General features: G+C 56.6%; 18 protein-coding genes. 3 read left to right on the top strand and 15 right to left on the bottom strand.

All coding sequences use genetic code 11. The features are described from left to right. Positions 1 to 106: 106 nt before the first annotated feature. Positions 107 to 1,483 carry a DNA repair protein RadA gene (gene radA, locus CDH48_RS13830; protein ID WP_100689332.1) on the top strand — a complete coding sequence of 459 codons (1,377 nt, stop codon included), beginning with the start codon at positions 107 to 109 and terminating at the stop codon, positions 1,481 to 1,483. 54 nt (positions 1,484 to 1,537) lie between these two features. On the opposite strand, the gene CDH48_RS13825 is transcribed toward radA, so the two are convergent. The 13 genes from CDH48_RS13825 to CDH48_RS13765 all read right to left on the bottom strand — a co-directional run bounded on the left by CDH48_RS13825 (position 1,538) and on the right by CDH48_RS13765 (position 18,847). Continuing rightward, positions 1,538 to 1,909, bottom strand: a complete 372-nt coding sequence (locus tag CDH48_RS13825) for a PilZ domain-containing protein (protein ID WP_100689331.1) — start codon at positions 1,907 to 1,909, stop codon at positions 1,538 to 1,540. A 110-nt stretch (positions 1,910 to 2,019) separates the two neighbouring features. Continuing rightward, a complete protein-coding gene (locus CDH48_RS13820) occupies positions 2,020 to 3,282 on the bottom strand; it encodes an MFS transporter (protein WP_100689330.1) in 1,263 nt (420 codons plus the stop codon). Between the two features lie 33 nt (positions 3,283 to 3,315). After that, the gene (hemE, locus tag CDH48_RS13815) at positions 3,316 to 4,380 is read right to left on the bottom strand and encodes a uroporphyrinogen decarboxylase (RefSeq protein WP_100689329.1); all 1,065 of its coding nucleotides are present in this window, start codon (positions 4,378 to 4,380) and stop codon (positions 3,316 to 3,318) included. Positions 4,381 to 4,506: 126 nt separating this feature from the next. Next, the gene (locus CDH48_RS13810) at positions 4,507 to 5,925 is read right to left on the bottom strand and encodes an FAD-dependent oxidoreductase (RefSeq protein WP_100689328.1); all 1,419 of its coding nucleotides are present in this window, start codon (positions 5,923 to 5,925) and stop codon (positions 4,507 to 4,509) included. A 90-nt stretch (positions 5,926 to 6,015) separates the two neighbouring features. Further along, positions 6,016 to 10,464, bottom strand: coding sequence for a glutamate synthase large subunit (gene gltB, locus CDH48_RS13805; RefSeq protein WP_100689327.1), 4,449 nt, complete (start codon positions 10,462 to 10,464; stop codon positions 6,016 to 6,018). Between the two features lie 219 nt (positions 10,465 to 10,683). Continuing rightward, the gene (locus tag CDH48_RS13800) at positions 10,684 to 12,090 is read right to left on the bottom strand and encodes an AAA family ATPase (protein ID WP_100689326.1); all 1,407 of its coding nucleotides are present in this window, start codon (positions 12,088 to 12,090) and stop codon (positions 10,684 to 10,686) included. A gap of 39 nt (positions 12,091 to 12,129) precedes the next feature. Beyond that, complete coding sequence (aroB, locus tag CDH48_RS13795; protein ID WP_100689325.1) at positions 12,130 to 13,227, bottom strand: 3-dehydroquinate synthase; 1,098 nt, start codon at positions 13,225 to 13,227, stop codon at positions 12,130 to 12,132. Continuing rightward, complete coding sequence (gene aroK, locus CDH48_RS13790) at positions 13,220 to 13,786, bottom strand: shikimate kinase AroK (RefSeq protein WP_100689324.1); 567 nt, start codon at positions 13,784 to 13,786, stop codon at positions 13,220 to 13,222. Before aroK ends, aroB begins: the two co-directional genes overlap by 8 nt. Before the next feature lie 139 nt (positions 13,787 to 13,925). Continuing rightward, the gene (pilQ, locus tag CDH48_RS13785; protein ID WP_188437763.1) at positions 13,926 to 15,992 is read right to left on the bottom strand and encodes a type IV pilus secretin PilQ family protein; all 2,067 of its coding nucleotides are present in this window, start codon (positions 15,990 to 15,992) and stop codon (positions 13,926 to 13,928) included. A 65-nt stretch (positions 15,993 to 16,057) separates the two neighbouring features. Continuing rightward, complete coding sequence (locus tag CDH48_RS13780; RefSeq protein WP_100689323.1) at positions 16,058 to 16,606, bottom strand: pilus assembly protein PilP; 549 nt, start codon at positions 16,604 to 16,606, stop codon at positions 16,058 to 16,060. A gap of 2 nt (positions 16,607 to 16,608) precedes the next feature. Then, complete coding sequence (locus CDH48_RS13775; protein ID WP_100689322.1) at positions 16,609 to 17,220, bottom strand: type IV pilus inner membrane component PilO; 612 nt, start codon at positions 17,218 to 17,220, stop codon at positions 16,609 to 16,611. Beyond that, the gene (locus CDH48_RS13770) at positions 17,217 to 17,783 is read right to left on the bottom strand and encodes a PilN domain-containing protein (protein ID WP_100689321.1); all 567 of its coding nucleotides are present in this window, start codon (positions 17,781 to 17,783) and stop codon (positions 17,217 to 17,219) included. Before CDH48_RS13770 ends, CDH48_RS13775 begins: the two co-directional genes overlap by 4 nt. Continuing rightward, the gene (locus CDH48_RS13765) at positions 17,783 to 18,847 is read right to left on the bottom strand and encodes a pilus assembly protein PilM (protein WP_100689320.1); all 1,065 of its coding nucleotides are present in this window, start codon (positions 18,845 to 18,847) and stop codon (positions 17,783 to 17,785) included. Before CDH48_RS13765 ends, CDH48_RS13770 begins: the two co-directional genes overlap by 1 nt. A gap of 195 nt (positions 18,848 to 19,042) precedes the next feature. Between CDH48_RS13765 and CDH48_RS13760 the strand changes: the two genes are divergently transcribed. Beyond that, positions 19,043 to 21,553 (top strand): penicillin-binding protein 1A, encoded by a 2,511-nt coding sequence (locus CDH48_RS13760; RefSeq protein ID WP_100689319.1) that lies wholly within the window; start codon positions 19,043 to 19,045, stop codon positions 21,551 to 21,553. An 87-nt stretch (positions 21,554 to 21,640) separates the two neighbouring features. Here the strand turns inward: CDH48_RS13760 and CDH48_RS13755 are convergent, their stop codons facing one another. Both CDH48_RS13755 and rpmE read right to left on the bottom strand, forming a co-directional pair. After that, on the bottom strand, positions 21,641 to 22,906 hold the full coding sequence (locus CDH48_RS13755) for a malic enzyme-like NAD(P)-binding protein (RefSeq protein WP_100689318.1): 1,266 nt from the start codon (positions 22,904 to 22,906) through the stop codon (positions 21,641 to 21,643). 231 nt (positions 22,907 to 23,137) lie between these two features. Then, positions 23,138 to 23,359, bottom strand: a complete 222-nt coding sequence (rpmE, locus tag CDH48_RS13750; protein WP_100689317.1) for a 50S ribosomal protein L31 — start codon at positions 23,357 to 23,359, stop codon at positions 23,138 to 23,140. Positions 23,360 to 23,626: 267 nt separating this feature from the next. On the opposite strand from rpmE, the gene CDH48_RS13745 reads away from it, so the two are divergent. Further along, on the top strand, positions 23,627 to 25,801 hold the full coding sequence (locus CDH48_RS13745; RefSeq protein ID WP_100689316.1) for a primosomal protein N': 2,175 nt from the start codon (positions 23,627 to 23,629) through the stop codon (positions 25,799 to 25,801). The last annotated feature ends 36 nt before the right edge of the window (positions 25,802 to 25,837 follow it).

Raw genomic sequence — 25,837 nt, 5'->3', positions numbered from 1 at the left:
AGCCTTGCAGGCTTTGGATGTGTAGCTCCCCTCTCCCTTCACGGGAGAGGGGCCGGGGGAGAGGGTGAGAGGTTGAACGCTCCACAAAACCACCAGGACTATCTTCATGGCAAAAGCCAAAACCGCCTACGTTTGCACTGAGTGCGGCGCCGACTACTCCAAATGGCAGGGCCAGTGCACGGCCTGCCAGGCGTGGAATACCATCAGCGAAGTCCGCGGCGTCAGCAGTAATGCTAAAGGCGCTCGCGGTGTTCGCTTTGAGGGCTTTGCAGGCAGCCTGTCCGCCGTGCAGAGCCTGGATGAGGTAAGCCTGGCCGAGCAGGAACGTATCAGCACCGGCATGCAGGAATTCGACCGGGTTCTGGGCGGCGGGTTGGTTGAGGGTTCGGCTGTGCTCATGGGTGGCCACCCGGGGGCGGGCAAAAGCACCCTGCTACTCCAGGCTGTGTGCCACCTCGCTGCCGGTGTTCCCGCGCTTTACGTGACCGGTGAGGAATCCCTGCAGCAGGTGGCCATGCGCGCCAAGCGTTTGGGCTTACCTACCAAAGATCTGAAGATGCTCTCCGAGACCAGTGTCGAGCGGGTCATGCAGGTGGCTGAAGCGGAAAAACCGCGGATCCTGGTGGTAGACAGTATCCAGGTGATGCACGTGGCGGATATCGAGTCCGCTCCCGGCTCGGTCTCCCAGGTTCGCGAAAGCGCCGCGTTTCTGACCCGCTTCGCCAAGCAGACAGGCACTATCCTGTTACTGGTGGGCCACGTCACCAAGGACGGCAGCCTGGCCGGCCCGAAAGTTCTGGAGCACATGATTGACTGTTCTATCCTGCTGGAAGGCTCCAGCGACAGCCGCTACCGCACCCTTCGCGGCATCAAGAACCGTTTTGGTGCGGTGAACGAGCTGGGCGTATTTGCCATGCTGGAACAGGGTCTGAAGGAAGTTAAAAACCCCAGCGCGATTTTCCTGAACCGGGGTGAAGACGCCGCGCCCGGCAGCGTGGTTATGGTAGTCTGGGAAGGTACGCGCCCCATGCTGGTGGAGATTCAGGCCTTGGTGGATATGGCGCAGGGCAGCTACCCAAGGCGGGTAGCGGTTGGCCTGGACCAGAACCGGCTGGCAATGTTACTGGCGGTTCTTCATCGCCACGGCGGCTTGCACGTATCCGACCAGGATGTTTTTGTGAACGTCGTTGGCGGCGTCAAAGTAAATGAAACCAGCGCAGACCTGGCGCTTCTCGCCGCCGTTGTTTCTTCGTTCCGCGACCGTGCCCTGCCCCAGGATCTGGTTATTTTTGGAGAAGTTGGCCTGTCCGGAGAGATCCGGCCTGTGCCCAGTGGCCAGGAGCGCATCTATGAGGCAGCAAAACATGGCTTTAACCGTGCGCTGGTGCCTAAATCCAATGCACCACGCAAGGCTATTGAGGGTATGAAGGTGATTCCTGTGTCCAAGCTTAGCGAGGCGATTACTGCCTTGGAGGAGCTTTAAGCTTTGCTCGTCCAAAACCGCTGACTTTAGTGGCCTGGCAAGAAAAACCAACGCCTAGCGGCCAATTAAGTGCGCAAACTCCCGCTCAAGAAGAACCGGATCCCCCAGGTTCAATTCAACAAGACGCTTCAAATGAGTAGCACTTTCCAGGTCAATGTATTGGCATCTGAAGCCTAGCCGCTGGTCCTCAACATGCTTTAATTCAACAGCCATAACGATACCGGCCCGCTGCTCATCCAGATGAACGATCACCTCACATGGCTGGCTCAGGGGTACATCCCAGCCGTCGGGCCGTTTCACCAGCACGCCTTTCAGGGAGATATCCAGCACCTCCGTTTCCCAAACGCGATCAAGGGCATGGAGTTCGCATGGAGCATCAAAGCTGATGCGGTGAAACTTTCTTTTTTCTGAGGCTTTGGCGGGCAAGAGGCTGCTCCTTCATTGTTGCTACCATCTGACGAGACTATAGACGTAACGGGGCTCTGCATCCACATGGATGCTGTTGGGCCGAGGGCCGGCCTTTTGGCATGATCGGGTCAGCAGTCGCGGCCGTTTTCATCCTGGCAGCGTGGATCGAGGCCGGTGGTGGTGGGGGCTACATCGGGGAGAGGTACGTATTTTTCCCGCAGAGCCTTGGGGATTGGCGGCCGCACACCCAGGCGCATGAGAACATACATGGCGTAAACCAAGGCCACTGCGGATTCAAACATGAAAAAGCTGAACGGCCCGTAGATGGTCATAAGCCCCGATGCCAGCAGCGGCCCGGCGGTTGCACCGATCGAGTGAATCATCAGTAATCGGCCCGATGCGGCAACGTAGTATCTGCGTTCAAGGCGGTCGAAGGTCTCCGCAACACAGAGCGGGTAGATACTGCTCATGGCACCTCCGAACATCAGCGCCATTATCAGCAAGGCAAAAAACGGTATTCCCGAGGCGGCGGAGGCGGCCAGAACCATCCAGACACCGCCAACGGCAATCAACGCCAGGGACATGACAAGGCGCCGGTCGTAGCGGTCTGCAAGCATGCCCATGGGAAGCTGGAATGCAAGCCCGCCAAGCACTACAACGCTCATGAACATGGCGGCTTCAGTCACGCTCAATCCGATCCGGCGCGCAAACACGATTCCCAGGGCATAAAAGGAACCCACCATCAGGCCCGCAACACCGGCCCCAATCAGGCCAACCGGTGATGCTGCGTAGAGTGCCCTGACGTTGAGCACACGGCTGTCACTGAGATTGGGCTCGCCCAGGCTGGTCATTGCCACCGGTATCAGGGAAACCACCGTCAGGGTTGCGGCCAACATGAAAAGATCGGGAGCGGCGGGATCAGAGAGGTTGACCAGTGTCTGGCCGGCTGCGATTGCCAGATAATAGGTGAGCATGTAGAAACCGAGAACGCGGCCACGGGTTTCGTTGCTGCTTTTGGTGTTCAGCCAGCTTTCAATCGTGGCCGTCAAACCGGCGATGCAGAAGCCGTTAACGACCCGGAGAGCCACCCATGCCGCGGGGTGGGTAAAAGCCGTATAAGCCAGTGTGACTGCCGCCGTCAGGGCGGCGAAAGCAGCGAATGCGCGGATGTGCCCGATGCGGAGAATTACCCGCTTTCCACGTAGTCCTCCGAGCGCGAGACCAAAGTAGTAGGCGGCCATGATCGCCCCGGTCAGCGCCACCGGATAACCTGCCGCTTCCATGCGAAGCGGCAGGACAACACCGAGCAGGTTATTGCCGGCAATCAGGGCAGCCGTGCCACCCAACAGGGATCTAACCGAGGCAAGAACCTCGCCTACACTTCGAGTCATTGAGGGATAATACCCCCTTGGCTCGAAAAAGCGCTAGCGGTGGTACTCCGGGCTTAACTCAACAACGGCCTCGATGAAGGCTTTGGCGTGCTCGGGATCCACGTCCGGGGTAATACCATGGCCAAGATTGAATATATGACCCGGGCCTGGGCCGTAGCGGCGCAGGATATCGCCCACTTCCTCACGAATTCGCGCCTTGGGTGCGTAGAGCATGGAAGGATCCATATTGCCCTGCAGGGCTACACGATCACCCACGCGGGCCCGGGCATCGCCGATATCCGTGGTCCAGTCCAGGCCTACAGCGTCAGCCCCTGAGTCTGCAATGGACTCCAGCCACTGGCCGCCGTTTTTGGTGAACAGGATTACGGGAACATAGCGCCCGTCGTTCTCGCGGATCAGGTTATCCACTATCTTCTTCATGTAACGCAGAGAAAATTCCTCATACGCCCAGCCGCTGAGCATGCCACCCCAGGTATCAAATATCTGGATGGCCTGGGCACCTGCCTTGATCTGGCCGTTAAGATAATCAACAACAGCGTCTGCCAGCAGGTCCAGCAGTTGATGCATCACGTCCGGCTGGCTGTACATGAGCTTTTTGGCTTCGCGAAAATCCTTGGAGGAGCCCCCTTCAACCATATAGGTTGCCAGCGTCCAGGGGCTGCCGGAGAAGCCGATCAGGGGGACTCTTCCATCTAGCGCACCCCGAATGGTAGAAACGGCGTTCATCACATAGTCGAGATCAACTTCCGCATTGATCTTTGGCATGGCATCCACATCCGCTTTGGAGCGTATGGTGTGCTTGAACTTGGGGCCTTCGCCGGTTTCGAAGTACAGCCCCAGACCCAGGGCATCGGGAATGGTAAGAATGTCGGAAAACAGAATCGCCGCATCCAGCGGGAAACGCTCAAGAGGCTGGAGGGTTACTTCACACGCAAGCGGCGTGTTCTTGCACAAGCTGAGGAAGTCACCCGCTTTCTCCCGGGTAGCGCGATACTCGGGTAAATAACGGCCGGCCTGGCGCATCATCCATACCGGGGTACGATCAACAGGCTGGCGCATCAGGGCGCGCAGGAAGCGGTCATTCTTCAACTCGGTCATAGGGGTTCCAACAGTTTATACAAAGGATCTTAATGAGATACCCGCAATGATACCCCGTTTGCCGCAATAAAAAAGGCTGGTTTACCCTTAGCAAACCGGCCTTTTCAATACGCAATCGGCGCTGGATCAGATATCCAGGTAATCCATGATACCTTCAGCCGCCTGACGGCCTTCCCAGATGGCCGTAACAACAAGATCCGAGCCCCGAACCATGTCACCGCCGGCAAAGATTTTCGGGTTGCTGGTCTGAAAGCCGTATTCAGCGTCTTCCGGAGCGATTACCCGACCGGAATCGTCGGTGTCAATTGCCAGCTCGCCAAACCAGTCAGCGGGGCTCGGGCGGAAACCAAAAGCGACCAGAACCGCGTCTGCCGGAATCACTTCCTCGCTGCCCGGGATCACTTCAGGGCGGCGGCGCCCGTTTTCATCCGGCTCGCCCAGCTGTGTGGATACAACTTTTACGCCTTCAACCTGATCCCTGCCCACGATGGCGACGGGCTGGCGATTGAACAGAAACTTCACCCCTTCTTCCTTGGCGTTGGCCACTTCCCGGCGCGAGCCTGGCATATTGGCCTCGTCGCGGCGGTAGGCGCAGGTCACGCTCTGGGCCTGCTGGCGAATGGAGGTCCGGTTGCAGTCCATGGCGGTATCGCCACCACCCAGGACCACAACGCGCTTGCCTTTCAGGTCGATAAAATCTGCCGCGTCCTTTTCATAACCCAGGCGGCGGTTCACGTTGGACACCAGAAATGGCAGGGCATCGTACACACCGGGCAGGTCCTCTCCGGGGAAACCACCTTTCATGTAGGTGTAGGTGCCCATGCCCATAAATACAGCATCGTATTCATCAAGAATCTCCTGCAGCCGGACATCCTTGCCTACCTCGGTGGACAAACGGAACTCAACGCCCATTTCCTCAAATACCTGCCTGCGGCGGCTCATCACGGATTTTTCCAGCTTGAATTCGGGGATACCGAAAGTCAGCAGGCCACCAATTTCAGGATATATATCAAACACCACCGGCTTCACACCGTTGCGAACCAGCACGTCGGCACAGCCCAGACCTGCCGGGCCCGCACCAATCACGGCCACTTTTTTGTCGGTCCATTTGACCGCAGACATGTCCGGCTTCCAGCCAAGGGCAAAGGCCGTATCTGTAATGTATTTCTCAACCGAGCCGATGGTGACCGCACCAAAGCCGTCATTAAGCGTGCAGGCACCCTCGCACAAGCGATCCTGCGGGCAAACCCGGCCACACACCTCCGGCAGCGAATTGGTCTGGTGACACAACTCAACGGCTTTCATGATATTGCCTTCGGAAACCAGCTTCAGCCAGTTAGGGATGTAGTTGTGTACCGGGCACTTCCATTCGCAATAGGGATTCCCGCATTCCAGACAGCGATGGGACTGGGACGCCGCCTGATCGGCGCTAAACGGATGGTAAATTTCACCAAACTCTTTCTTTCGCTTCTTCGCAGGAACTTTCTTCGGGTCTATGCGCCCTACTTCCACAAACTGGAAATCGTTATCCAATCGTTCTTTCATATCGACGTTCTCATCAACTCAGTTTCGACGCGGGTTGCGCTTACCGGCGACCCGGAACCCTTAACAGTAACCAGACTCAGCGCCCTGACCTTATTCAGGGCGCGCACGGGTACTTGCCAGCAGGCTGCGCAAATTCGCAGCTTTGGGTTTCACCAACCAGAAGCGGCCGATGTAATCGTCGAATTCCTGAAGAATATGCTCAGCCCAGGCACTGCCGGTTTCCGAGATGTGTTCCCGGATCACGCTGCGCAGGTGGTTGCGATAAGCTTCCATTTCTTCGCGGGAGATGCGCTGGATTTCCACCAGTTCGTGGTTGTATTTATCAACGAAGGTGTTGTCCATATCCAGCACATAGGCAAACCCGCCGGTCATGCCGGCACCAAAGTTGGCTCCGGTGGAACCCAGCACCGTCACCAGGCCACCGGTCATATACTCACAGCAGTGATCGCCCGCACCTTCAATAACCGAATGGGCGCCGGAGTTACGAACCGCGAACCGCTCGCCGGCAATACCGGCGGCAAATAGCCTGCCGCCGGTGGCGCCGTATAGGCAGGTGTTACCTATAATGACCGTTTCCCGGGATTCAAAAGCGCTGTCACGGGGCGGCTTGATCACCAGCTTGCCGCCGGTCATGCCTTTGCCGACATAGTCGTTGGCATCCCCCTCAAGAATCATTTTCAGCCCGCCGACATTCCAGACACCAAAACTCTGGCCGGCGGTACCCACAAGATCCAGCGTGATGGGTGCATCAACCATGCCCTGGTTTCCGTGCTTTGCCGCAATTTCACCGGACAGGCGGGCGCCGATTGAGCGATCGCAGTTGGTGACCCTGAAACTCCAGGCTCCTCCGGTCTTTTCTTCTATCGCAGGCGCGATTGCCTTGAGCATTTCCTCGGCCAGTGCGCCCTGATCAAACGGCAGGTTGCGCTCAACCTGACACGTCTGTGGTTTGTCTGCCGGAATATGGTCATTGGACAACAGCCGCGTGAGATCCAGTTTTTTCTGACGCCCGGTATCGCCGGGCAGTCGAACAAGAAGATCCACACGCCCAACCAGTTCTTCCAGCGTGCGTACCCCCAGCCTCGCCATCCATTCCCGGGTTTCCTCCGCCACAAAACGGAAGAAATTCATGGCCATTTCCACCGTTCCCTTGAAGTGCTCTTCGCGGAGGTGTTCATTCTGGGTTGCAACGCCGGTTGCACAGTTGTTCAGATGGCAAATGCGCAGGTATTTACAGCCCAGCGCAACCATGGGCGTAGTACCAAAACCGAAACTCTCGGCCCCCAGAATGGCAGCTTTCACCACATCCAGGCCGGTCTTGATGCCACCGTCTGTTTGCAGGCGGATTTTCCCGCGCAGGTCGTTGGCGCGCAGTGCCTGTTGCGTCTCGGTCAACCCGAGTTCCCATGGCGAACCCGCGTAGCGAATGGAAGCCAGGGGGCTTGCGGCCGTGCCGCCGTCGTAGCCGGAGACGGTAATCAGGTCGGCATAGGCCTTTGCCACACCCGCGGCAATGGTGCCAACGCCCGGCTCGGACACCAGTTTTACCGAGACCAGCGCCTGCGGGTTGACCTGTTTGAGATCAAAAATCAGTTGCGCCAGATCCTCAATCGAGTAGATATCGTGGTGCGGTGGCGGCGAAATCAGTGTCACACCCGGCACCGAGTAGCGCAGGCGGGCAATCAGCTGATTAACCTTGCCACCGGGCAACTGGCCGCCTTCGCCCGGTTTGGCACCCTGGGCAATCTTGATCTGCATGACCTCGGCGCTACGCAGGTATTCGGCGGTAACGCCAAAGCGGCCCGAAGCCACCTGTTTGATTTTGGAGCGCTTTTCGGTGCCATAGCGGGCCGGGTCCTCACCGCCTTCACCGGAGTTGGAGCGCCCACCCAGCGTGTTCATCGCCACCGCCAGCGCCTCGTGAGCCTCCGGCGACAAAGCGCCCAGAGACATGGCAGCAGAATCAAACCGGCTGATAACCTGCCCGACCGGCTCAACCTCTGAAAGCTCTATGGCATCTATACCCTCACGAAAACCCAACAGATCCCGGATAGTGGCAACCGGGCGCTCGTTAACCAGCGCCGCGTATTCTCTGTAACGACCGTAATCGCCGGTAGTGACCGCTTCCTGTAGCGTGCTCACCACGTCCGGATTGAACGCATGGTATTCCTGGCCGTGAATATATTTCAGCAAACCGCCCGGAGTAATCGGCTTGCGTGGCTTCCAGGCCGTGGAGGCAAGCTGCTCCTGATCCTGCTGGAAATCAAAAAAATCCGCGCCCTGAATACGGGAGGGCACGCCTTTGAAGCAAAGGTCAACCACCTCGTCAGCAAGCCCGATGGCCTCGAACAGCTGAGCGCCTCGGTAGGATGCAATGGTGGAAATGCCCATTTTGGACAGGATCTTAAGCAGCCCCTTGTTGATGCCCTTGCGATAGTTGTTCTTCGCTTCAATGGGATCCATCAGGAGTTCGCCGGTACGAATCAGATCGTTCAATACCTGATAGGCGAGGTACGGATAGACTGCCGTGGCACCAAAGCCAAAAAGTACCGCAAAATGGTGAGGATCCCGGGCCCAGCCGGTCTCCACAATAATGTTGGAATCACAGCGCAGGCCGTTTGCCACCAGATGGTGGTGAACCGCCCCCGTTGCCATTAACGAACTCACAGGCAGCTCGCCCTGCTTCAGGTCTTTGTCTGAGAGAACCAGCAGAACCTTGCCACTGCGAACAGCTTGCTCGGCTTCATGACACACACGGCGAACAGCTTGCTCAAGCCCCAGTTCCGGCGAATAGCCCAGGGGAATCCGGGCAACCGAAAAACCGGGGCGATCGTTGTTGGTTAAACGGAGAAACTTGGCGGGTGACAGAACAGGCGTTGTCAGAATGATCCTGTCTGCATGCTCTGCGGTCTCCTCGAAAACGTTACGCTCTGCCCCCAGGCAGGTTTCCAGCGACATCACGATGGCTTCCCGCAAAGGATCAATCGGCGGATTGGTTACCTGGGCAAACTTCTGCCGGAAGTAGTCCGCAACATGGCGAACCTTGCTGGATAAAACGGCCATGGGTGTGTCGTCACCCATGGAGCCAACCGCCTCCTGCGCGTTTTCAGCAAGTGGCCGCAGGATCTGGTCGCGCTCTTCGTAGGACACCATAAACATCTTCTGGTGTACCAGCAGATCGTCCGGCTCCATCAGGCGGAATTCCGGTGTTTCCTGATTCAGTGTTGATTCCACCCGCAGCGCATTCTCACGCAACCATTGCCTGTAGGGTTTCGCAGTTTTGAGCCGCTGATCGATATCCCGGGTATGCAGCACCTCACCGGATCCGGTATCAACCGCCAGTATCTGCCCCGGCCCGACGCGACCTTTTGCGACCACATCCTCAGGCTGGTAACCGTAGGTGCCCGTTTCCGAGGCCAGGGTGATGAAATCGTCTTTGGTAACCACCCAGCGGGCAGGCCGCAGGCCGTTGCGATCGAGCATGCAAACTGCGTAACGGCCATCTGACATTACCAGCCCGGCGGGGCCGTCCCAGGGCTCCATGTGCATGGAGTTGTATTCGTAGAAAGCCCGCAGCTCAGAATCCATGGTATCGACATTCTGCCAGGCGGGCGGAACCATCATCCGGGCAGCCCGAAACAGATCCACGCCACCTGCAAGAAGGACCTCCAGCATATTATCCATGCTTGAGGAATCCGAACCGGTCAGGTTAACCAGGGGCTGCAGGGTTTGCAGGTCCGGCAGATTCGGGGAGTTGAATTTGGCCGCACGCGCAAGCGCCCAGTTACGGTTGCCGTCGATGGTGTTGATTTCACCGTTATGGGCCAGGTAACGGAACGGCTGGGCCAATGGCCAACGGGGCATGGTGTTGGTGGAGAAGCGCTGGTGGAATACGCAGATAGCGGTGGCAAAATCCGGATCGCCGAGATCTTTGTAGAAGTTCGCCAGGTCTGCCGGCATCATCAGGCCTTTATAGGCCAATGTGCGATGGGAAAGACTGCAGATATAGAACTCGGAATCCCCTGCCATATCCCGCTCGGCATGGCGGCGTGCTATGAACAGGCCAAGGCCAAATTCCTGCTCTGTCCTGCCGGATGCCGTTACGAAGACCTGCTCTATCTTCGGCATACAATCCAGCGCCATCGGCCCCAGGCAACTGCCATCTACCGGAACTTCGCGCCAGCCCATAACACCAAGGCCCTGCTCTTCCAGCCGTTTCTCCAGAGCGGCGCGCCCAAGGGCAGCGCGATCCGAAGCCGGGTTCAGGAAAATCTGGCCTGCAGCAAACAATCCCTCGGGCGCTTTCCCAAATGCCGTTATTGCTGCTTTTTTCAGGAAAGCCCGGGGGGTCTGAATCAGCAGCCCGCAGCCATCACCGGTTTTTCCATCCGCGGCAATACCACCCCTGTGAGTCATGCATGTGAGCGACTCAATGGCCGTTTGCAACAACCTGTGGCTGGCTTCGCCTTTCATGTGGGCGATAAGCCCGAAGCCGCAGTTGTCCTTGAATTCGTGTGGATGATACAAACCTGAGCCCATAAGCGCCTCGCATATAAATGCACTATTATCAGCCGCTTACGCACCAAAAAAGTGCAGAGTACCGACCGACACTAAAAAAAACGGGCCAAGGACTATACGCACGTATAATTACGTATTCAAATAAATTCGACAATCCTTTTCGTCTGGCGGGCTCGGGCTTTGCACTTTGAGCTATACAAAACAGGGGTTTACAGCAAGTAATTTTTTACAGGGGGCGGGCTACAAATCATCGGTTGTGCGCACCCAGGGAGAGCGCGAAATAAGTGCATCGGGAAGGCGGGTGACCGCTTGCCGGGCACTTTCTCTGGAAGAATAGTTCCCGTGGAATACCATGAACCAAGGCTCGCCTTTGCGCTCCCCTCGGGTATAAATCATCTCATCCAGCGTGGGGTAGGCGGAAAGGATATTGAGCGCCGTTTGCTCCAGATTTCCCGCCACCAGCTGAATCGTCCAGCCGTTGCTACGGTTGCGCAACTCATTGATATCCACATACCTGCTGGCATTTTTCGGGGTGAATTCGGGTTCGGGCTCAGGCTCGGGCTCAGGCTCAGGCTCAGGCTCAGGCTCAGGCTCAGGCTCAGGCTCAGGCTCAGAAGCAGGCTCGGGCTGGGCCACTGGCTCTGTCAACGGTTTCGGCTGCTCATTGGGTGTATCCGTTGCAGGTGTGTCCGGGCCTATGGTTATGCTCTTGCGAATCCGTTCCGGGGCCGGCGCCACCTCCTGCTCCAGGGCCACCGTTTCATCATATTGCTGAGAGACAAACCACCAGGAACCCGCCAGAAGCAGGAGCGCCAGCGCGGGCAGCCGCAACTGCCTGTAATCGACACCCGGCGTGCGTTTGCGCCTGGACGCGTCGGATACAATATCCAGCCAGATACCGGGTGTGACCCGTTTCAGCCGGGAAAAGCTGCCCTGGCTCAGGCTGTGTATCCGCTCGAGCCGGGCGGGGCTCAGGAGCTCATCCACCTGGCCTCCCGCTTTATGGACACGGGGCTCAAGGTAAGAAAACACTTCTTCCCTGGTGAGCGGGCGCAGGTGAATCTGATGAATGAATACGGACGACTCATCAGCACCCAGAAGTTCCACAAGGCGATCCTCACCGGCAAACACCGGAACCGCAGCCTTGGCACGGTCCGCAGCCAAAAAGCCATCCAGAATCAGCCTGAGAAGTTCCGGCGGCGCCCGATCGGCATCATCAATGAGCAGCACCATGCGCTGACCCTTGCCAACCCGGCTTTCAGACCACCGGAAAAAACGATAGACGGCATCGCGCGGATTGTCGTCCGGGCCGGCTCCGGACCGGGCAAGCTGCCTGAGGTCTCTTGCCAGCGCATTGGAGCCGGTCATGGCCGCCGCAGGCACGCGGTGAAAGCCCAGTCGCGATGATTCGCTGCGCACTAACTCGGCCAGCAGCCTGCTTTTGCCAGAACCCGGTGCACCGGTTAGCAGCAGCGCCATGTCACCAAACCCGCAAAGATGCCGAAGCGCCTCCAGAGCATGGTGTCGCATGCCATCCGGAAAAAACGGGGTTTCCATTTCCAGAGGGTTATCCCTCAGACCGTACCTCTGCTGTAACCGGGGAAACAACCCCCCGCCATCCAGGCTGTTGAAGCTTTCGTCAGTCACAAAGGATCCCTGCTATTCCATGTTGGTTGCACCTGCGGTTCAGCTTTGCTGCCGACAGAATGCATTCAACGTTGCCGAGAGGTTATCCGGAGAAGCATCGGATGTGACCATGGCATCCCCGATGGCGCGGAGCAATACAAGCCGTAGCCGGCCATCCACGTTTTTCTTGTCCACCGCCATCAGATTCATGAAATCCGCGGGCGTCATATTCGAAGGGGGGTACACAGGCAGATTGGCCCGGGAAACAAGGTCCACAACCCGATCATAATCTGCCGGGCCTATAAAGCCCTCGCGCGCAGACAGTTCGGCAGCCATGACCATACCCGTGCCTACGGCCTCACCATGGAGCCAGTTGCCATAGCCGGCAAAGGTTTCGATGGCATGACCAAACGTGTGGCCAAGGTTCAAGGTGGCGCGAAGCCCGCTCTCCCGTTCATCCTGGGCAACCACATCTGCCTTGCAGGCGCATGAACGCATTATGGCCTCTGCCAGAGTCTTGCTGTCACAGGCTACCAGCTGTTCAATCGACTGCTCCAGCCAGTCAAGAAACGGTATGTCGCGGATCAGACCATACTTGATAACCTCGGCCAGCCCCGCTGATACCTCTCTCGGCGGCAGAGTCTGAAGCGTATCCGTATCGATGAGGACCACTTCCGGCTGATGGAACGCGCCAATCATGTTTTTGCCAAGCGGGTGATTGATCCCTGTCTTGCCACCCACAGATGAATCAACCTGGGACAACAGTGTGGTGGGGATCTGTATAAACGGTACGCCACGCTGGTAAGACGCAGCGGCAAACCCGGTCATATCCCCCACAACTCCACCACCCAGCGCCACCAGCGTGGTTTTGCGGGTGTGCCGCTTCTCCAGCAGGGCATCGAAAATCAGGTTCAGCGTTTGCCAGTCTTTATGTTTCTCACCATCCGGAAGCACGACTGCATCAATGGATTTGCCCCGGAAGCTGGCTCTGGCCTGCTCCAGATACAGGGGGCCAACCACATCGTTGGTTACGAGCATGACCTGGGAGCCCGCAACGTAACCGGAAAGATCATACTCGCCCAACATACGCTCACCAATCAGGATGGGGTAGCTGCGCTCACCCAGATCAACCGGGAGTTCGTGGAGCAGGTTATACATGGTTACGGCCTTCCTTTCGTACCTGTCTTTGTTGTCGCGGGGTTTTCGGATTCAGGCGGTTAACAAGCTGACGCACCACCAGCCGGGGGCTCTTGCGATCTGTATACATGATGATGTCGGCAAGTTCGGTATACAGAGGGTCTCTGATGGCAAACAACCTGCGCAAAACACCTTCCGGGTCGTCATTCTGCAACAGAGGCCGATTACGGTCTTTGCGGGTGCGTTCTACCTGCTGCTCAATCGAGGTTCGCAGATAAATAACCACAGCATCTTGTTTCAGGAGTGGATGATTTTCCGGACGCATGACAGCGCCGCCGCCGGTGGCAAGGACCGTTTCGGCTTCCCCGGCTAACTCACTGAGCATGGCGGTTTCGCGTTGCCGGAATCCATCCTCTCCCTCCACATCAAAAATCCAGGGAATGTTCGCCCCACAACGCTCCTCGATAATCCGGTCGGAATCGAGAAACCTGTAGCCCAGCTCCCGGGCAAGCATCCGGCCAATCGTACTTTTACCGGCACCCATGGGGCCAACCAGCACTACGCGTTTGGGCAAAGACATAACTTCCGCTCACTAGTGTTCAGGCGGGTGAGAATATCACAGGGCAGCAAATTGCATAAGCGCCAGCTTGCGGTCAACGGAACCTGCAAGCACAAAAAAGCCGCCGGTTTGGAGCGGCGGCTTTTTTGCCTGATCCCTGTTACTGAATCAGGTCGTTCTCGATAATCTTCGGAGTAATAAAGATCAACAGTTCACTGCGCAGTTCCGTAGTCTGGGTTCGCTTGAACAGACGCCCCAGATAAGGAATATCGCCCAGGAACGGTGTTTTTGTGGTGGTCTTTGTATTGGTAGACTCAAAGATTCCGCCCAACACAACCGTTTCGCCATTTGCCACAAGCACCTGGGTAGTCACTGAGTTTGTGTTGATGGCCGGCCCTGCGTCCGTATCTTCACCACGGGAATCCTGATTCACATCAAGATCCATAATAATCTTGTCATCCGGTGTAATCTGCGGAGTCACCTCAAGTGAAAGTACAGCTTCCTTGAAAGACGTGCTGGTTGCCCCACTGCTGGAGGCTTCCTGATAAGGTATTTCCTGACCGGATTTGATGGAAGCAGTCTGCCGGTCAGCAGTCACAACCCGGGGCTGGGAGACAATTTCCGCCTTGCCGTCGCTCTCAAGCGCAGACAGCTCAAGGTCAACCAGGAAGTCATCACTACCAAAACCAATGGCGAATGATGAAGCTCCTTCGCCGCTCACACCAAGATCAACAGCGAGTGCGCCCGGGAAGGTAATCCCACCCGTACCGCCACCGGCTGCGTCCCTGGCTTCTTCAACCGTTCCGAGAGAACCGCCAACGGAGATAACGTTATCTCCATTCACATCATAAGCTGCACCACCCCAGCGTACACCAAGGCTTTCAGAAACATTATTCTGCGCCCGTACAATGCGCGCCTCAATTGAAACCTGGCGAACCGGCACATCCCAGGTAGAGACCAGGCGGCGGATTTCTTCCAGTTTTTCAGCGGTTTCACGAACGCTGATGGTATTGGTCCGCACATCCGAGGAGACAAACCCGCGGTCCGAAATCAGCTCTTTGTCAGCCTGAATCAGTGCAACGATATCCGCAGCTTTGGCATAGTTGACCTGAACGATATCCAGGCGAACCGGTGCCAGCTCTGCAATCTGCTTGGTGGTTTCAAGCTCAAGCTTCTCGCGGGCAGCGATTTCATCGGCCGGGGCAACAAGCAGAACATTACCAATCTGCCGCTTGTCCAGACCTTTGGTTTTCAGAATAAGGTCCAGAGCCTGGTCCCAGGGCACATTCTGCAAGCGCAGGGTAATGCTGCCGCCTACCGTGTCACTTGCTACCAGGTTCAGGCCTGTAAAGTCAGCAATCAGCTGTAAAACCGAGCGTACTTCGATGTCCTGGAAGTTCAGGGAAAGCTTCTCGCCGGAGTATGGGAACTTCTCTTCACGACGCGATTCCGCCTCTTCTGCGGAGAGCTTTTCGACACTGACGGTAAACTGGCTGCCAGACTGGTAAGCAATGTAGTCATAATTGCCTTCCGGGCGAATCTCTACCACCGCATTGCCATCTTCAACGAAGGTATCAATACGGCTTACAGGCGTTGCGAAGTCGGTCACATCAAGGCGACGGCGCAGGTCTGGAGGAACGGCAATGCCATCCATGGTAAGACGGATCTTGCCACCCAGTTCAGAGAGATCCACCTGGGTGCGGGAGCTGCCCAGATCTACAATAATGCGACCTTCACCATCTTTGCCACGGCGGAAATCGACGCCTGCCAGGGTGTTCGGAGACCGGGATGGTGGCGCTGAAGACGCGGAGTCTGTTGCCACCGGTGTGGACGCCTGGGTACTGCCCGACTCCCCGCCAATCGTCATTACCAGGGAGTTTCCAGTGCGCACTGTGTCATATGGCGCAAGCTCAACCAGATTGAAGATGAGACGGGTGCGATCCTTGGTTTCCACCACTGTCATACTCTGGGCATTGCCTGAACCGAGAGGAACGCTCCGGGTGTTGAGCCCGCTGGTCGTATCGCGCAAATCAACCGCGATACGAGCTGGCCGTTCGATGGTATATCCCGACGGCTCTGGCGGCTGGCCATCAAACTTGAGTGTCACTTCCAGGCGTTCTCCCGGTAGCGACGAAAACGACACGTCTTCCAGCGTGACCGCACTGGCCAGGCCGGATAACAACCCAAAAGCAATCACGCTGACGTATACATTGAGTTTTCTGAACATCGCTAGCCTCGACCCCGAACTTTTTTGTACATGCATTTTTCTTTCGATTTTCATCAAGCCGCTCCTTAGCCCGCGTCCTCATCCAGGGTCAGAGAGCGAGGACGCTCTACCCAACCACCCCGGCCATTGGGAACGATTTCAATGAGTTCTATGCGGGTTTCACTGACGCCGATAACCCGGCCATAGTTCTGCCCCATGTAATTCCCGGCGCGTACCCGGTGGATACCACCCGTATTGTCACGGACCAGCGCAAACAGGTTGCCGCTTACGCCTTGCAGCGTACCCACCATGCCAAGATCTTTGAGATCAAAATTCTCAAGTACTTCCCGTGGGCGATCCAGATCAGGTTCAACATCGCTGACGGGCTTTTCATCAACCATTGTCAACTGTACATCCATTGGCGGCTCGAACGGCGCCCGCCGATCTGCGGCCGAGTAACTGAATGCCTCGTATGCACTGAACTCCGGCAATGGTTCGACATGCCCCCGGGGCTTGGCCCGGGTATCAGCCATAAACTTGTCCAGATCGGAAAAACCGCTGCCCTGGGAACAGGCTGTCAGGAGTGACACCAGACAAACACCCAGCCAGGCTTTTCCCGCATGCTTTGCTATCATGCTCATTCTCCAGCCCGGTAGCGGTAGGTACGGGCAACAACCTGCATATCAAGCTGATCACCGTCTCCGCCAGTTGGTTTAATGGTTAAATCGTGCAGGGTCACAATCCTTGGGAGGCTGGCAACACTGCTTACAAAGGACGCCAGCTCGTGATAGGTGCCTGAAACCCGGATATTGATCGGCAGCTCGGAGTAGAAATCCCGCTTCCGTTCAGGTTGCAGCTTCACTTCCTGCAGGGCAAGCCCGCTACCCAGCGCTGTATTGGTGATATCTTCCAGCAGGCCGGGCACTTCCGTTTCACTGGGAAGCTGCCGCACCAGGGCGCCAAAGGTTTCTTCCATTTCAACCATCTGCGCCTTGAAAACCTCCAGATTGGCAACCTGGTACGCCTTCTCTTCGTACTTTTTGCGCAAATCCTGCTCTGTTTTTTCAACCCGGTCGAGCTGCACATACTGGTCTTTGATAAAGAACCAGTAACCACCGCCCATAATCAGACCGAAAACAATCAGGACAACAATTGCCTTGATGGGCGCCGGCCAGATGCCCGCGTTGTTTATATCTAGATCGTTGATGTCAAATTCATTAAGGCTTTTGAGTGAGTCCGCGAGGCTCATGACTTATCCTCCCCTTCGGGCTCAGGTGTTTTCTGTTTTACAGTCATGTTGAACTGGCTATACCCCGCACGACGACTGTCTGCTGATGACACGTTGGAGAGGTTCGGGCTGGTGAACCACTCGGACTCCTCAAGCTGCCGCATCAGGGTTGATACGCGGCTGTTTGATTCGGCCATACCGACAATACTCAAAACATCGTCGGTCTTCTTCAGATCTGTATAGTAAAGACCGTCCGGCAGGGTTCGCACCAGCTCGTCAAAGACGCGAACAATAACGGGACGCTTGCCTTGCAGGTCCTGGATCACCTTCATGCGCGCCAGCAGTTCATCGCGTTTGCGTTTGAGACTGTCTATCTCACGAATCTGTGCATCCAGCTTTTTGGTGGCAGACTCAATATAGGCGTTTCTTGATTGCTGATAAGCAATGTTGCTGTCGAGATCGGAACTCCACAGGAATGTGAGGCCGGCAGCGATAATCGCCGCCCCCAGCACCATGACTACAAACTGCTTCTGCTTCTCTGCCCTGAGCTCCTCGCGCCAGGGCCTGAGGTTGATTTTTGCCATCAGTCGAAGCTCCTCATTGCCAGGCCACAGGCAATCATCAGCGAAGGCGCGTCGTTGCTCAGAGCAGATGCATTAACCCGCGAACTCACCGCCATTTCCGCAAAGGGATTGGCGACCAGTGTCGGCGTTCCTGTTTTCTCTTCCACCATTTCTGTCAGCCCCTGAATCGAGGCAGTGCCACCGGCGAGCACTACATAGTCAACCGCATTGTACTGGCTGGCACCGAAAAAGAACTGAAGTGCGCGCGCAACCTGCTGAACAACAGCTTCCCGGAACGGCGTGAGCACTTCGGTTTCGTAATCATCAGGCAGCCCGCCCTGCTTTTTGGCAAGCCCGGCCTCCTCAACTGAAAGGCCATACCGACGCTGGATTTCCTCGGTGAGCTGCTTGCCACCGAAGATCTGCTCCCGGGTGTAAACGGTTTTCCCTTCTGCCAGAACACTCAGGGTCGTCATGGTAGCGCCCACATCGACAATGGCCACCACAAGATCTTCACCCTGGGAGTCGAGCTGGGACTCAATCAACCCATAAGCACGCTCAAGAGCATAGGCTTCCACATCCACAATCTTTGCGCTGAGAGACGCAATCTCGAGAGCGTCTTCACGGATATCCACGTTTTCTTTCCGACATGCCGCAATAAGCACATCGACCTGATCGGGATTGGTTTCTGAAGGGCCCTGTACCTCAAAATCGATCGCAACTTCATCGAGTGGGTAGGGAATATACTGGTCGGCCTCCAGCGCAATCTGGTCTTCCATTTCGAACTCGTTGAGACCACCGTCCATCTGGATAACCTTGGTGATAACCGCCGAGCCGGAAACCGCCACAGCCGCCTGCTTGACGCTGGTGCGTGATTTGGAAGCCACCCGCTTGAGAACCTCGCCAACGGCTTCCACATCCGTAATGTTTTTTTCTACGACAGCGTTGGCCGGCAACGGCTCAACAGCGTAGCTCTCGACCTTGTATCGGTCACCCTGCTTCGACAGCTCAAGGAGCTTGACGGAGCTGGAGCTCACATCTACGCCCAATACTGCACTGGACTTCTTTCCGAACAATCCGAACACGCGCTCACCCTATACCTGGTTAGATGCACCCGGTTACATGTGTTATGTGTTTTTTATTTAAGAGAATTTCTTCATTATTCCGTTTACAATACCCGCTCTTCTTCGGCTGGGAACTTTTGCGACGGTGAAGCGACTCATCCTTCCTAAAGCAATTTCTCAAATGATAGACCTATATCCAACAGTTGTCAGAAAAAAATGTCCCATTTGTTGCGTACATCTCGCCTTTTTGCCTGGTTATTTCTCACCGGACTGAGTGTCGCCGTTATCCTTGGCTCAGGCTTCTATCTCTACCTTCGTCCCGGCCTTCCCCCGGTTGAGCAACTTCTGGATATAAAACTCCAGACGCCGCTGCGGGTGTATAGCAAAGACAACAGATTAATAGCAGAATTCGGTGAAAAGAGAAGGGCACCGATCACAATCGAACAGATCCCAACAATTCAGTTACAAGCCTTTATGGCCGCGGAAGACGCCCGTTTTTACGAGCACTTCGGGGTCGACATCAAAGGCCTGGTGCGGGCTGCCATCGAACTCGTCTCTACCGGCTCCATCCAGTCCGGGGGCAGCACCATCACAATGCAGGTTGCAAAAAATTACTTTTTGTCACGTGATCGGACGTTTATTCGCAAGTTCAACGAGATACTTCTTGCTCTTCAGATAGAGCGCGAGCTGGACAAAAACCGCATTCTTGAGCTGTACCTGAACAAAATTTACCTGGGTAACCGGGCTTACGGTATCGCCGCTGCGGCTCAGGTTTATTACAACAAGCCGGTAAACGAATTATCCCTGGCGCAAATGGCCATGCTGGCGGGCCTGCCCAAAGCACCATCGGCATACAACCCTCTCGCCAATCCCCAGCGCGCCCTGATTCGCAGGGACTGGATTCTTGGCCGCATGAAGGAACTCGGCTTTATCAGCCCGGATGCCTATGAACTCGCTGTCCAGGCGCCGCTGACGGCGACCTACAATGCCACGGAAGCCGAAGTGGATGCCGACTATGTTGCGGAAATGGCCCGGGCCGAAATGGTCAGGCGTTTCGGCGAAGATGCCTATACAGATGGCTACACGGTTACCCTGACCGTTGACAGCAAAGAGCAGCAGACAGCTACCGACGCTCTCAGAAGGGGCCTTGAAGCCTACGATCGCAGGCATGGCTTCCGTGGCCCCATTGGCGAACTTGACCCCGAAACCCTGGCTGGCGGCGACCTTTCCGGCACCATGCTGAACTATCCCCGGATAGAATCGCTGATGCCTGCGGTGATTACCGCGGTTGATGACGACAAGGGCGAAGCCCGCGCCCACGTTCGCCGGTTCGGCCCCGCCATCATGCCGTTCGAGTCCATGCAATGGGCCCGCCGCTACAAAACCGAGAACCTGACCGGCCCGGAGCCGGAAAAACCCTCGGATGTTGTGAGCGTTGGCGATGTTGTTTACGTTCGGGTGGATGAAGTGGCAAAGGCCCCGGCAGTTTCGGGAAACGGCGAGCCTGCAGAAGACGACACCTCGGGCATTGATGAGGCCGTGAAAGTTTCACTCATGCAGGTACCGAAAGTCGAAGGAGCACTGATTTCTCTCGAAGCGAAAACCGGCGCCATAGAGGCGCTTGCAGGCGGCTACAGCTTCGGGCAAAGCAAGTATAACCGCGCCACACAAGCCAGGCGCCAGCCGGGCTCCACCTTCAAGCCATTCCTGTATCTGGCGGCCCTGGAAAACGGCATGACTCCCGCCACCATTTATAACGACGCTCCCATCGTTTTTGATGACTCGGAGCTCGAAACGGCCTGGCGCCCGCAGAATTCATCGGGCCAGTTTTATGGCCCCACTACGCTGCGCAAGGCTCTTTACCGCTCCCGCAACCTGGTTTCCATCCGGCTGTTGCGGGATCTCGGCATCCCCCAGACTCTGGACTACCTCGACCAGCTCAAGGTTCCGACCGAGAGCATGCCCAAAGACCTCTCCCTGTCGCTGGGCAGCGGCCAGCTCTCGCCCATGGAGCTGGCACGGGGGCTGGCAGTTATCGCCAATGGTGGTTACGACGTAGAGCCATTTCTGATCCAGAGCATTACGGATGTGAACGGAGAAGTCATATACGAGGCTCCGGACGTCGTTCTGTGTGACCGGAACTGCGATACAGAAGAAACAGACCCGGCTGACACTATTGAAAAAACCGATAATACGCCGGCAATCACAGAGGAAACCGCCCCCGAAACACGGACCATGCGCCGGCTTGCTGATGAACGCTCCGTTTACATTTTGCACTCAATGCTCCGGGATGTGGTTAAACGCGGAACCGGGCGCCGGGCTCTGGCACTGGGGCGGGATGACATTGCCGGGAAAACAGGCACAACCAACGAACAGCGGGACACCTGGTTTGCAGGTTTTAATCACAACCTGGCCACCACCGTATGGGTGGGCTTCGATCAACCCGCCCCCCTGGGCCGGAGAGAATTCGGGGCAAGTACGGCGTTGCCCATCTGGATAGACTATATGAAAGTCGCACTGGAAGGAGAGCCGCCTGCGTTTATGCCAAGACCGAACGGCATCGTGAATATCCGCATCAACCCGGAAACCGGCAAGCGCGCAAGGCCCGGTGAAGACGGCACCTTTGAAATTTTCAAAGAAGAAGATGCCCCTCCTGCCCTTGCGGCTGAAGATGAAAGGCCGGGCAGCAGCGGGAACGGCGACGGCATCTCGCGCCAGATTTTCTGAGCAACCGCCCCCACCATACAAGCAGGCATCCATAAAAAAACCGGCGGGATCACCGCCGGTTTTTTTGTTTATTCATGGTGCCATCAGTCAGATGATGTCATCCATGCTCATCAGTGGATAGTGTGCGGGGTAGTCATTACGGGCAACACCGGAATCCACGGCAGCACGGGCCACAGCAGCCGGAACAACTTCCAGCAAGCGGACATCCATGGGCTTGGGAATGATGTAATCTTTTCCAAACTCAAAGCTGTCGGCACCGTAGGCTTCGCAGATTTCCTGTGGCACAGGCTCTTTCGCCAGCTCGCGAATTGCCGTTACCGCTGCCACTTTCATTTCCTCGTTGATGCAGGTTGCACGAACGTCGAGCGCACCGCGGAAGATAAACGGGAAACCCAGTACGTTATTCACCTGGTTCGGATAGTCTGAACGGCCCGTAGCCATAATCAGATCATCACGGGCTGCATGCGCTACCGCCGGATCGATTTCCGGGTCCGGATTGGAGCAGGCAAACACAACCGGATTAGGTGCCATTTTCTTGAGCTGATCAGCAGTCAGAAGATCCGGGCCAGAGAGGCCGAGGAATACATCCGCACCGTCAATTGCGTCATCCAGGGTACGCTTGTCCGTATCGTTGGCGAACATCGCCTTGTACTGATTGAGATCATCACGGCCCGAGTGAATTACGCCCTTGCGGTCAAGCATGTAAATATTTTCAGGGCTGACGCCACAACTGATCAACAACTTCATACAGGCGATTGCAGCGGCGCCCGCACCCAGGCAAACCACTTTTGCTTCTTCAATCTTCTTGCCCTGCAACTCCAGAGCATTGATCATGCCTGCGGCAGTAACAATTGCTGTACCGTGCTGGTCATCGTGGAAGACGGGCACATTGCACTTTTCGATCAGCGCGCGCTCAATTTCAAAACACTCAGGCGCCTTGATGTCCTCAAGGTTAATGCCGCCAAAGGTGTCAGCAATACGCTCAACGGTTTCAATGAACGCCTGCGGGCTTTCGGAATTGACTTCGATATCGAACACATCAATTCCGGCAAAGCGCTTGAACAGAACGCCTTTGCCTTCCATTACCGGCTTGCTTGCCAGCGGGCCCAGATTCCCCAGACCAAGAATCGCAGTACCGTCAGAAATAACGGCCACAAGGTTGCCCTTGGCAGTGTACTTGTAGGCGTTTTCCGGGTCCCTGGCGATCTCGCGGACCGGCTCGGCAACCCCGGGGCTGTATGCCAGAGAAAGATCGCGGGCGGTCGCTGTTGGCTTGGTGATTTCAACACTCAGCTTTCCAGGCCGCGGCTTGGCGTGATATTCAAGGGCTGCTTCTTTCAGATCTTGAGACATTGCCACTGTTCCGTTTGTCACGTTTAAAGGTAATAGACCAACAGGAGGCAGGAGCCAGCCTGAAGGAGCGCGACATTATGGCGCGCTCATCCCGAAACGACAAGGGCAAGACGGACAGTTTTTAATCAGTCAATACGGCTAATTGCGTATAATCAAAAATCTGGCCGGTATTTTTGCTTCAACTACAAAAAAAGCGCCGGGCGGCGCTTTTTTTGTAGTTCTGCAGCAGAATCAGTCTTTCTTGCCACCGATACGACCACCAAAACGCTTCTGGAAACGATCGATACGGCCGCCTGTGTCCATAACCTTCTGCTTGCCAGTGTAGAACGGGTGGCACTGTGAGCAAACGTCGAGCTGCAGATCGTGGCCGACAGTAGAGCGGGTCTTGATTACATTGCCGCAAGAGCAGGTTGCGGTAATGTCTTCGTACTTGGGGTGAATACCTTCTTTCATGGCGAACCTCTATGGGTCATGCCGCTACCTGATCGGGGGCACTTGAACTTCTGCCCTGGTGCCAGGCACCGCATGTTTGAATCAATGGAGAAGACGGGGCACAATCATGCCCTGCCGCAAAACAGATCGCGAATCTTACTTGCAATCATCTCGGCAGGCAAGCCTTGTCAACAGATGCTCTTTGCTCTGGCCCGGCCCCGGGGCCATGCCGGGGAGCAGGCGGGATAAGCAGATACCGAAATGACCAGATTCACAAGGGAGCACGCAGTGCCATCCACAGTTCGCATTGCGTTAAATCGCCCCTTAAGAAGGCTCTTTGACTATATTGTACCGGACGGGCTTACGCTGGAACCCGGCCAGCGCGTGAGGATCCCCTTTGGCCGCCAACAGGCCATCGGCCTGGTGGTCGAAACCGACATCCAGCCGCCGGAAGGCATCACCCTGAAACCTGTCCACAGCGAACTGGAGAACTGGCCAGCCTTGCCCCGGGAGACATTCAGGCTCCTGAGCTGGGCCAGCAACTATTACCAGCACCCGCTGGGAGAATGCCTGTTTACAGCCCTGCCGCCGGCTCTGAGACGGGGCCGGCCGGCCGCCGAAAAAAGTGAAGACTGGTGGCAAGCCTGCGGAAGCAGTGCCACCTTGCCGGCGAACGCCCACAAACAAAAAAACCTGCTGGACTGGATTGCACAACACAGCGAGGGCGCCAAAAGCAGTGATATCCTCAAAGCCGGTTTCAGCCGCCAGCAACTGCAAACCCTCGCCAGCAAAGAACTGATCAAAGCTGTAACACCCGCAAGGGAAAATCCTCGAAGCCGGCCGGGCAATGAAGCCATCGAGGCGCCGAAACTGTCGGCAGCGCAGCTCGGCGCTGCCTCTCAACTTCCTCTGCCGCGGGACGGCTTCAGCGCTTCCCTTTTATACGGCATTACCGGCAGTGGCAAAACAGAGGTCTACCTGCACTACCTCAAACAGAACCTCTCCGCCCGGGATCAGGCACTGGTACTGGTGCCCGAAATCAACCTGACACCCCAGACCGTTGCACGATTCAAACACTACTTCGGCGAACGCATTCTGGTGTGGCACTCGGCTCTTAACGACAGTGAGCGCCTGAGCGCCTGGCTGAAAATCCGTAACGGAGAGCCCATTATTCTCATCGGCACACGCTCGGCGGTGCTGCTACCCTTTACCTCACTGAAAACACTGATTGTAGACGAGGAGCACGACAGCTCTTACAAACAGGGCGAGGGCTTTCGCTATTCCGGCAGGGATATGGCGGTTTATCGCGCCCACCTGAACCACTGCCCGGTTATTCTGGGTTCCGCCACACCCTCCCTTGAATCCTACCACAACGCCCTCAACGGAAAGTATCGGCTCATTCGCCTTGAGGAGCGGGCAGGCAAGGCCTTGCCACCAGCAATCAGCCTGCTGGACATACGCAGCCGGCCACTGGAAGGAGGCCTCTCCCGCCCTGCCCTGCAAGCGCTCCGTAAAACACTGGATCGCGGCAACCAGGCACTGGTGTTTGTAAACCGCCGCGGATTTGCACCGGTTATGATGTGTTTCGACTGCGGGCATATGGTGGAGTGCCCACGCTGCGATACACGGCTCACCTACCATCGCCGCGACCGCGCCATGCGCTGCCACCACTGTGATTACCAGGCCCCGGCCACAGAGACCTGCCCGCATTGCAAAAGCGAAGCCTTCAAACCTGTGGGCCAGGGCACCGAACAAACCGAGGAGGTACTCGCCGCGCACTTTCCGGACACGCCCGTGGTTCGCGTTGACCGCGACAGCACGCAGCGAAAAGGCAGCATTCAGAGCATTCTGAAACAGGTAAATACAGGAAAGCCCTGCATCCTGGTGGGCACCCAGATGCTGGCAAAGGGTCATGACTTCCCCAACGTAACGCTGGTGGTTGTCATCAACGCCGACGGCGGGCTTTTCAGCGTCGATTTCAGGGCACCGGAACAACTGATCCAGACGCTGCTCCAGGTGAGCGGGCGCGCCGGGCGCGGAACCAAGGCCGGCAAAGTGGTTGTGCAAACCTGCCACAGTGATCACCCCCTGCTGAGAACGCTCTGCCATGGGCGCTATCTGGAGATGGCCGATCAACTCCTCCGGGAACGCGAAGCGGGGCTGTTTCCACCCTTCCGCGCCATGGCCATCTTCCGCGCCGAAGCCGACACCATGGAACAGAGCCTGCAGATACTGGACGGCATAAAACCCCTTGCAGCCGCACCCGGCATCGAAATCTGGGGGCCATTGCCCGCACTGATCGCACGGCGTGCCGACAGACACCGGGCGCAACTCGTGCTGAACACCTCCAACCGGACACGCCTCAACAGGCTGCTGAAAGATATTTGCCAGTCACTTGAGGAAAAAAGGTACCCGAAGGGCGCTAAATGGATGATCGATGTAGATCCCCAGGAAACTGGCTAGGTCTCAGAACCCAACGGACTTCACGGCGTTACAAAG

This window comes from Marinobacter aromaticivorans (assembly GCF_002806975.1).
GTDB lineage: Bacteria > Pseudomonadota > Gammaproteobacteria > Pseudomonadales > Oleiphilaceae > Marinobacter > Marinobacter aromaticivorans.
Note: the sequence above shows the minus strand (reverse complement) of the source record. Positions and strands in the feature narration are given on the sequence as shown.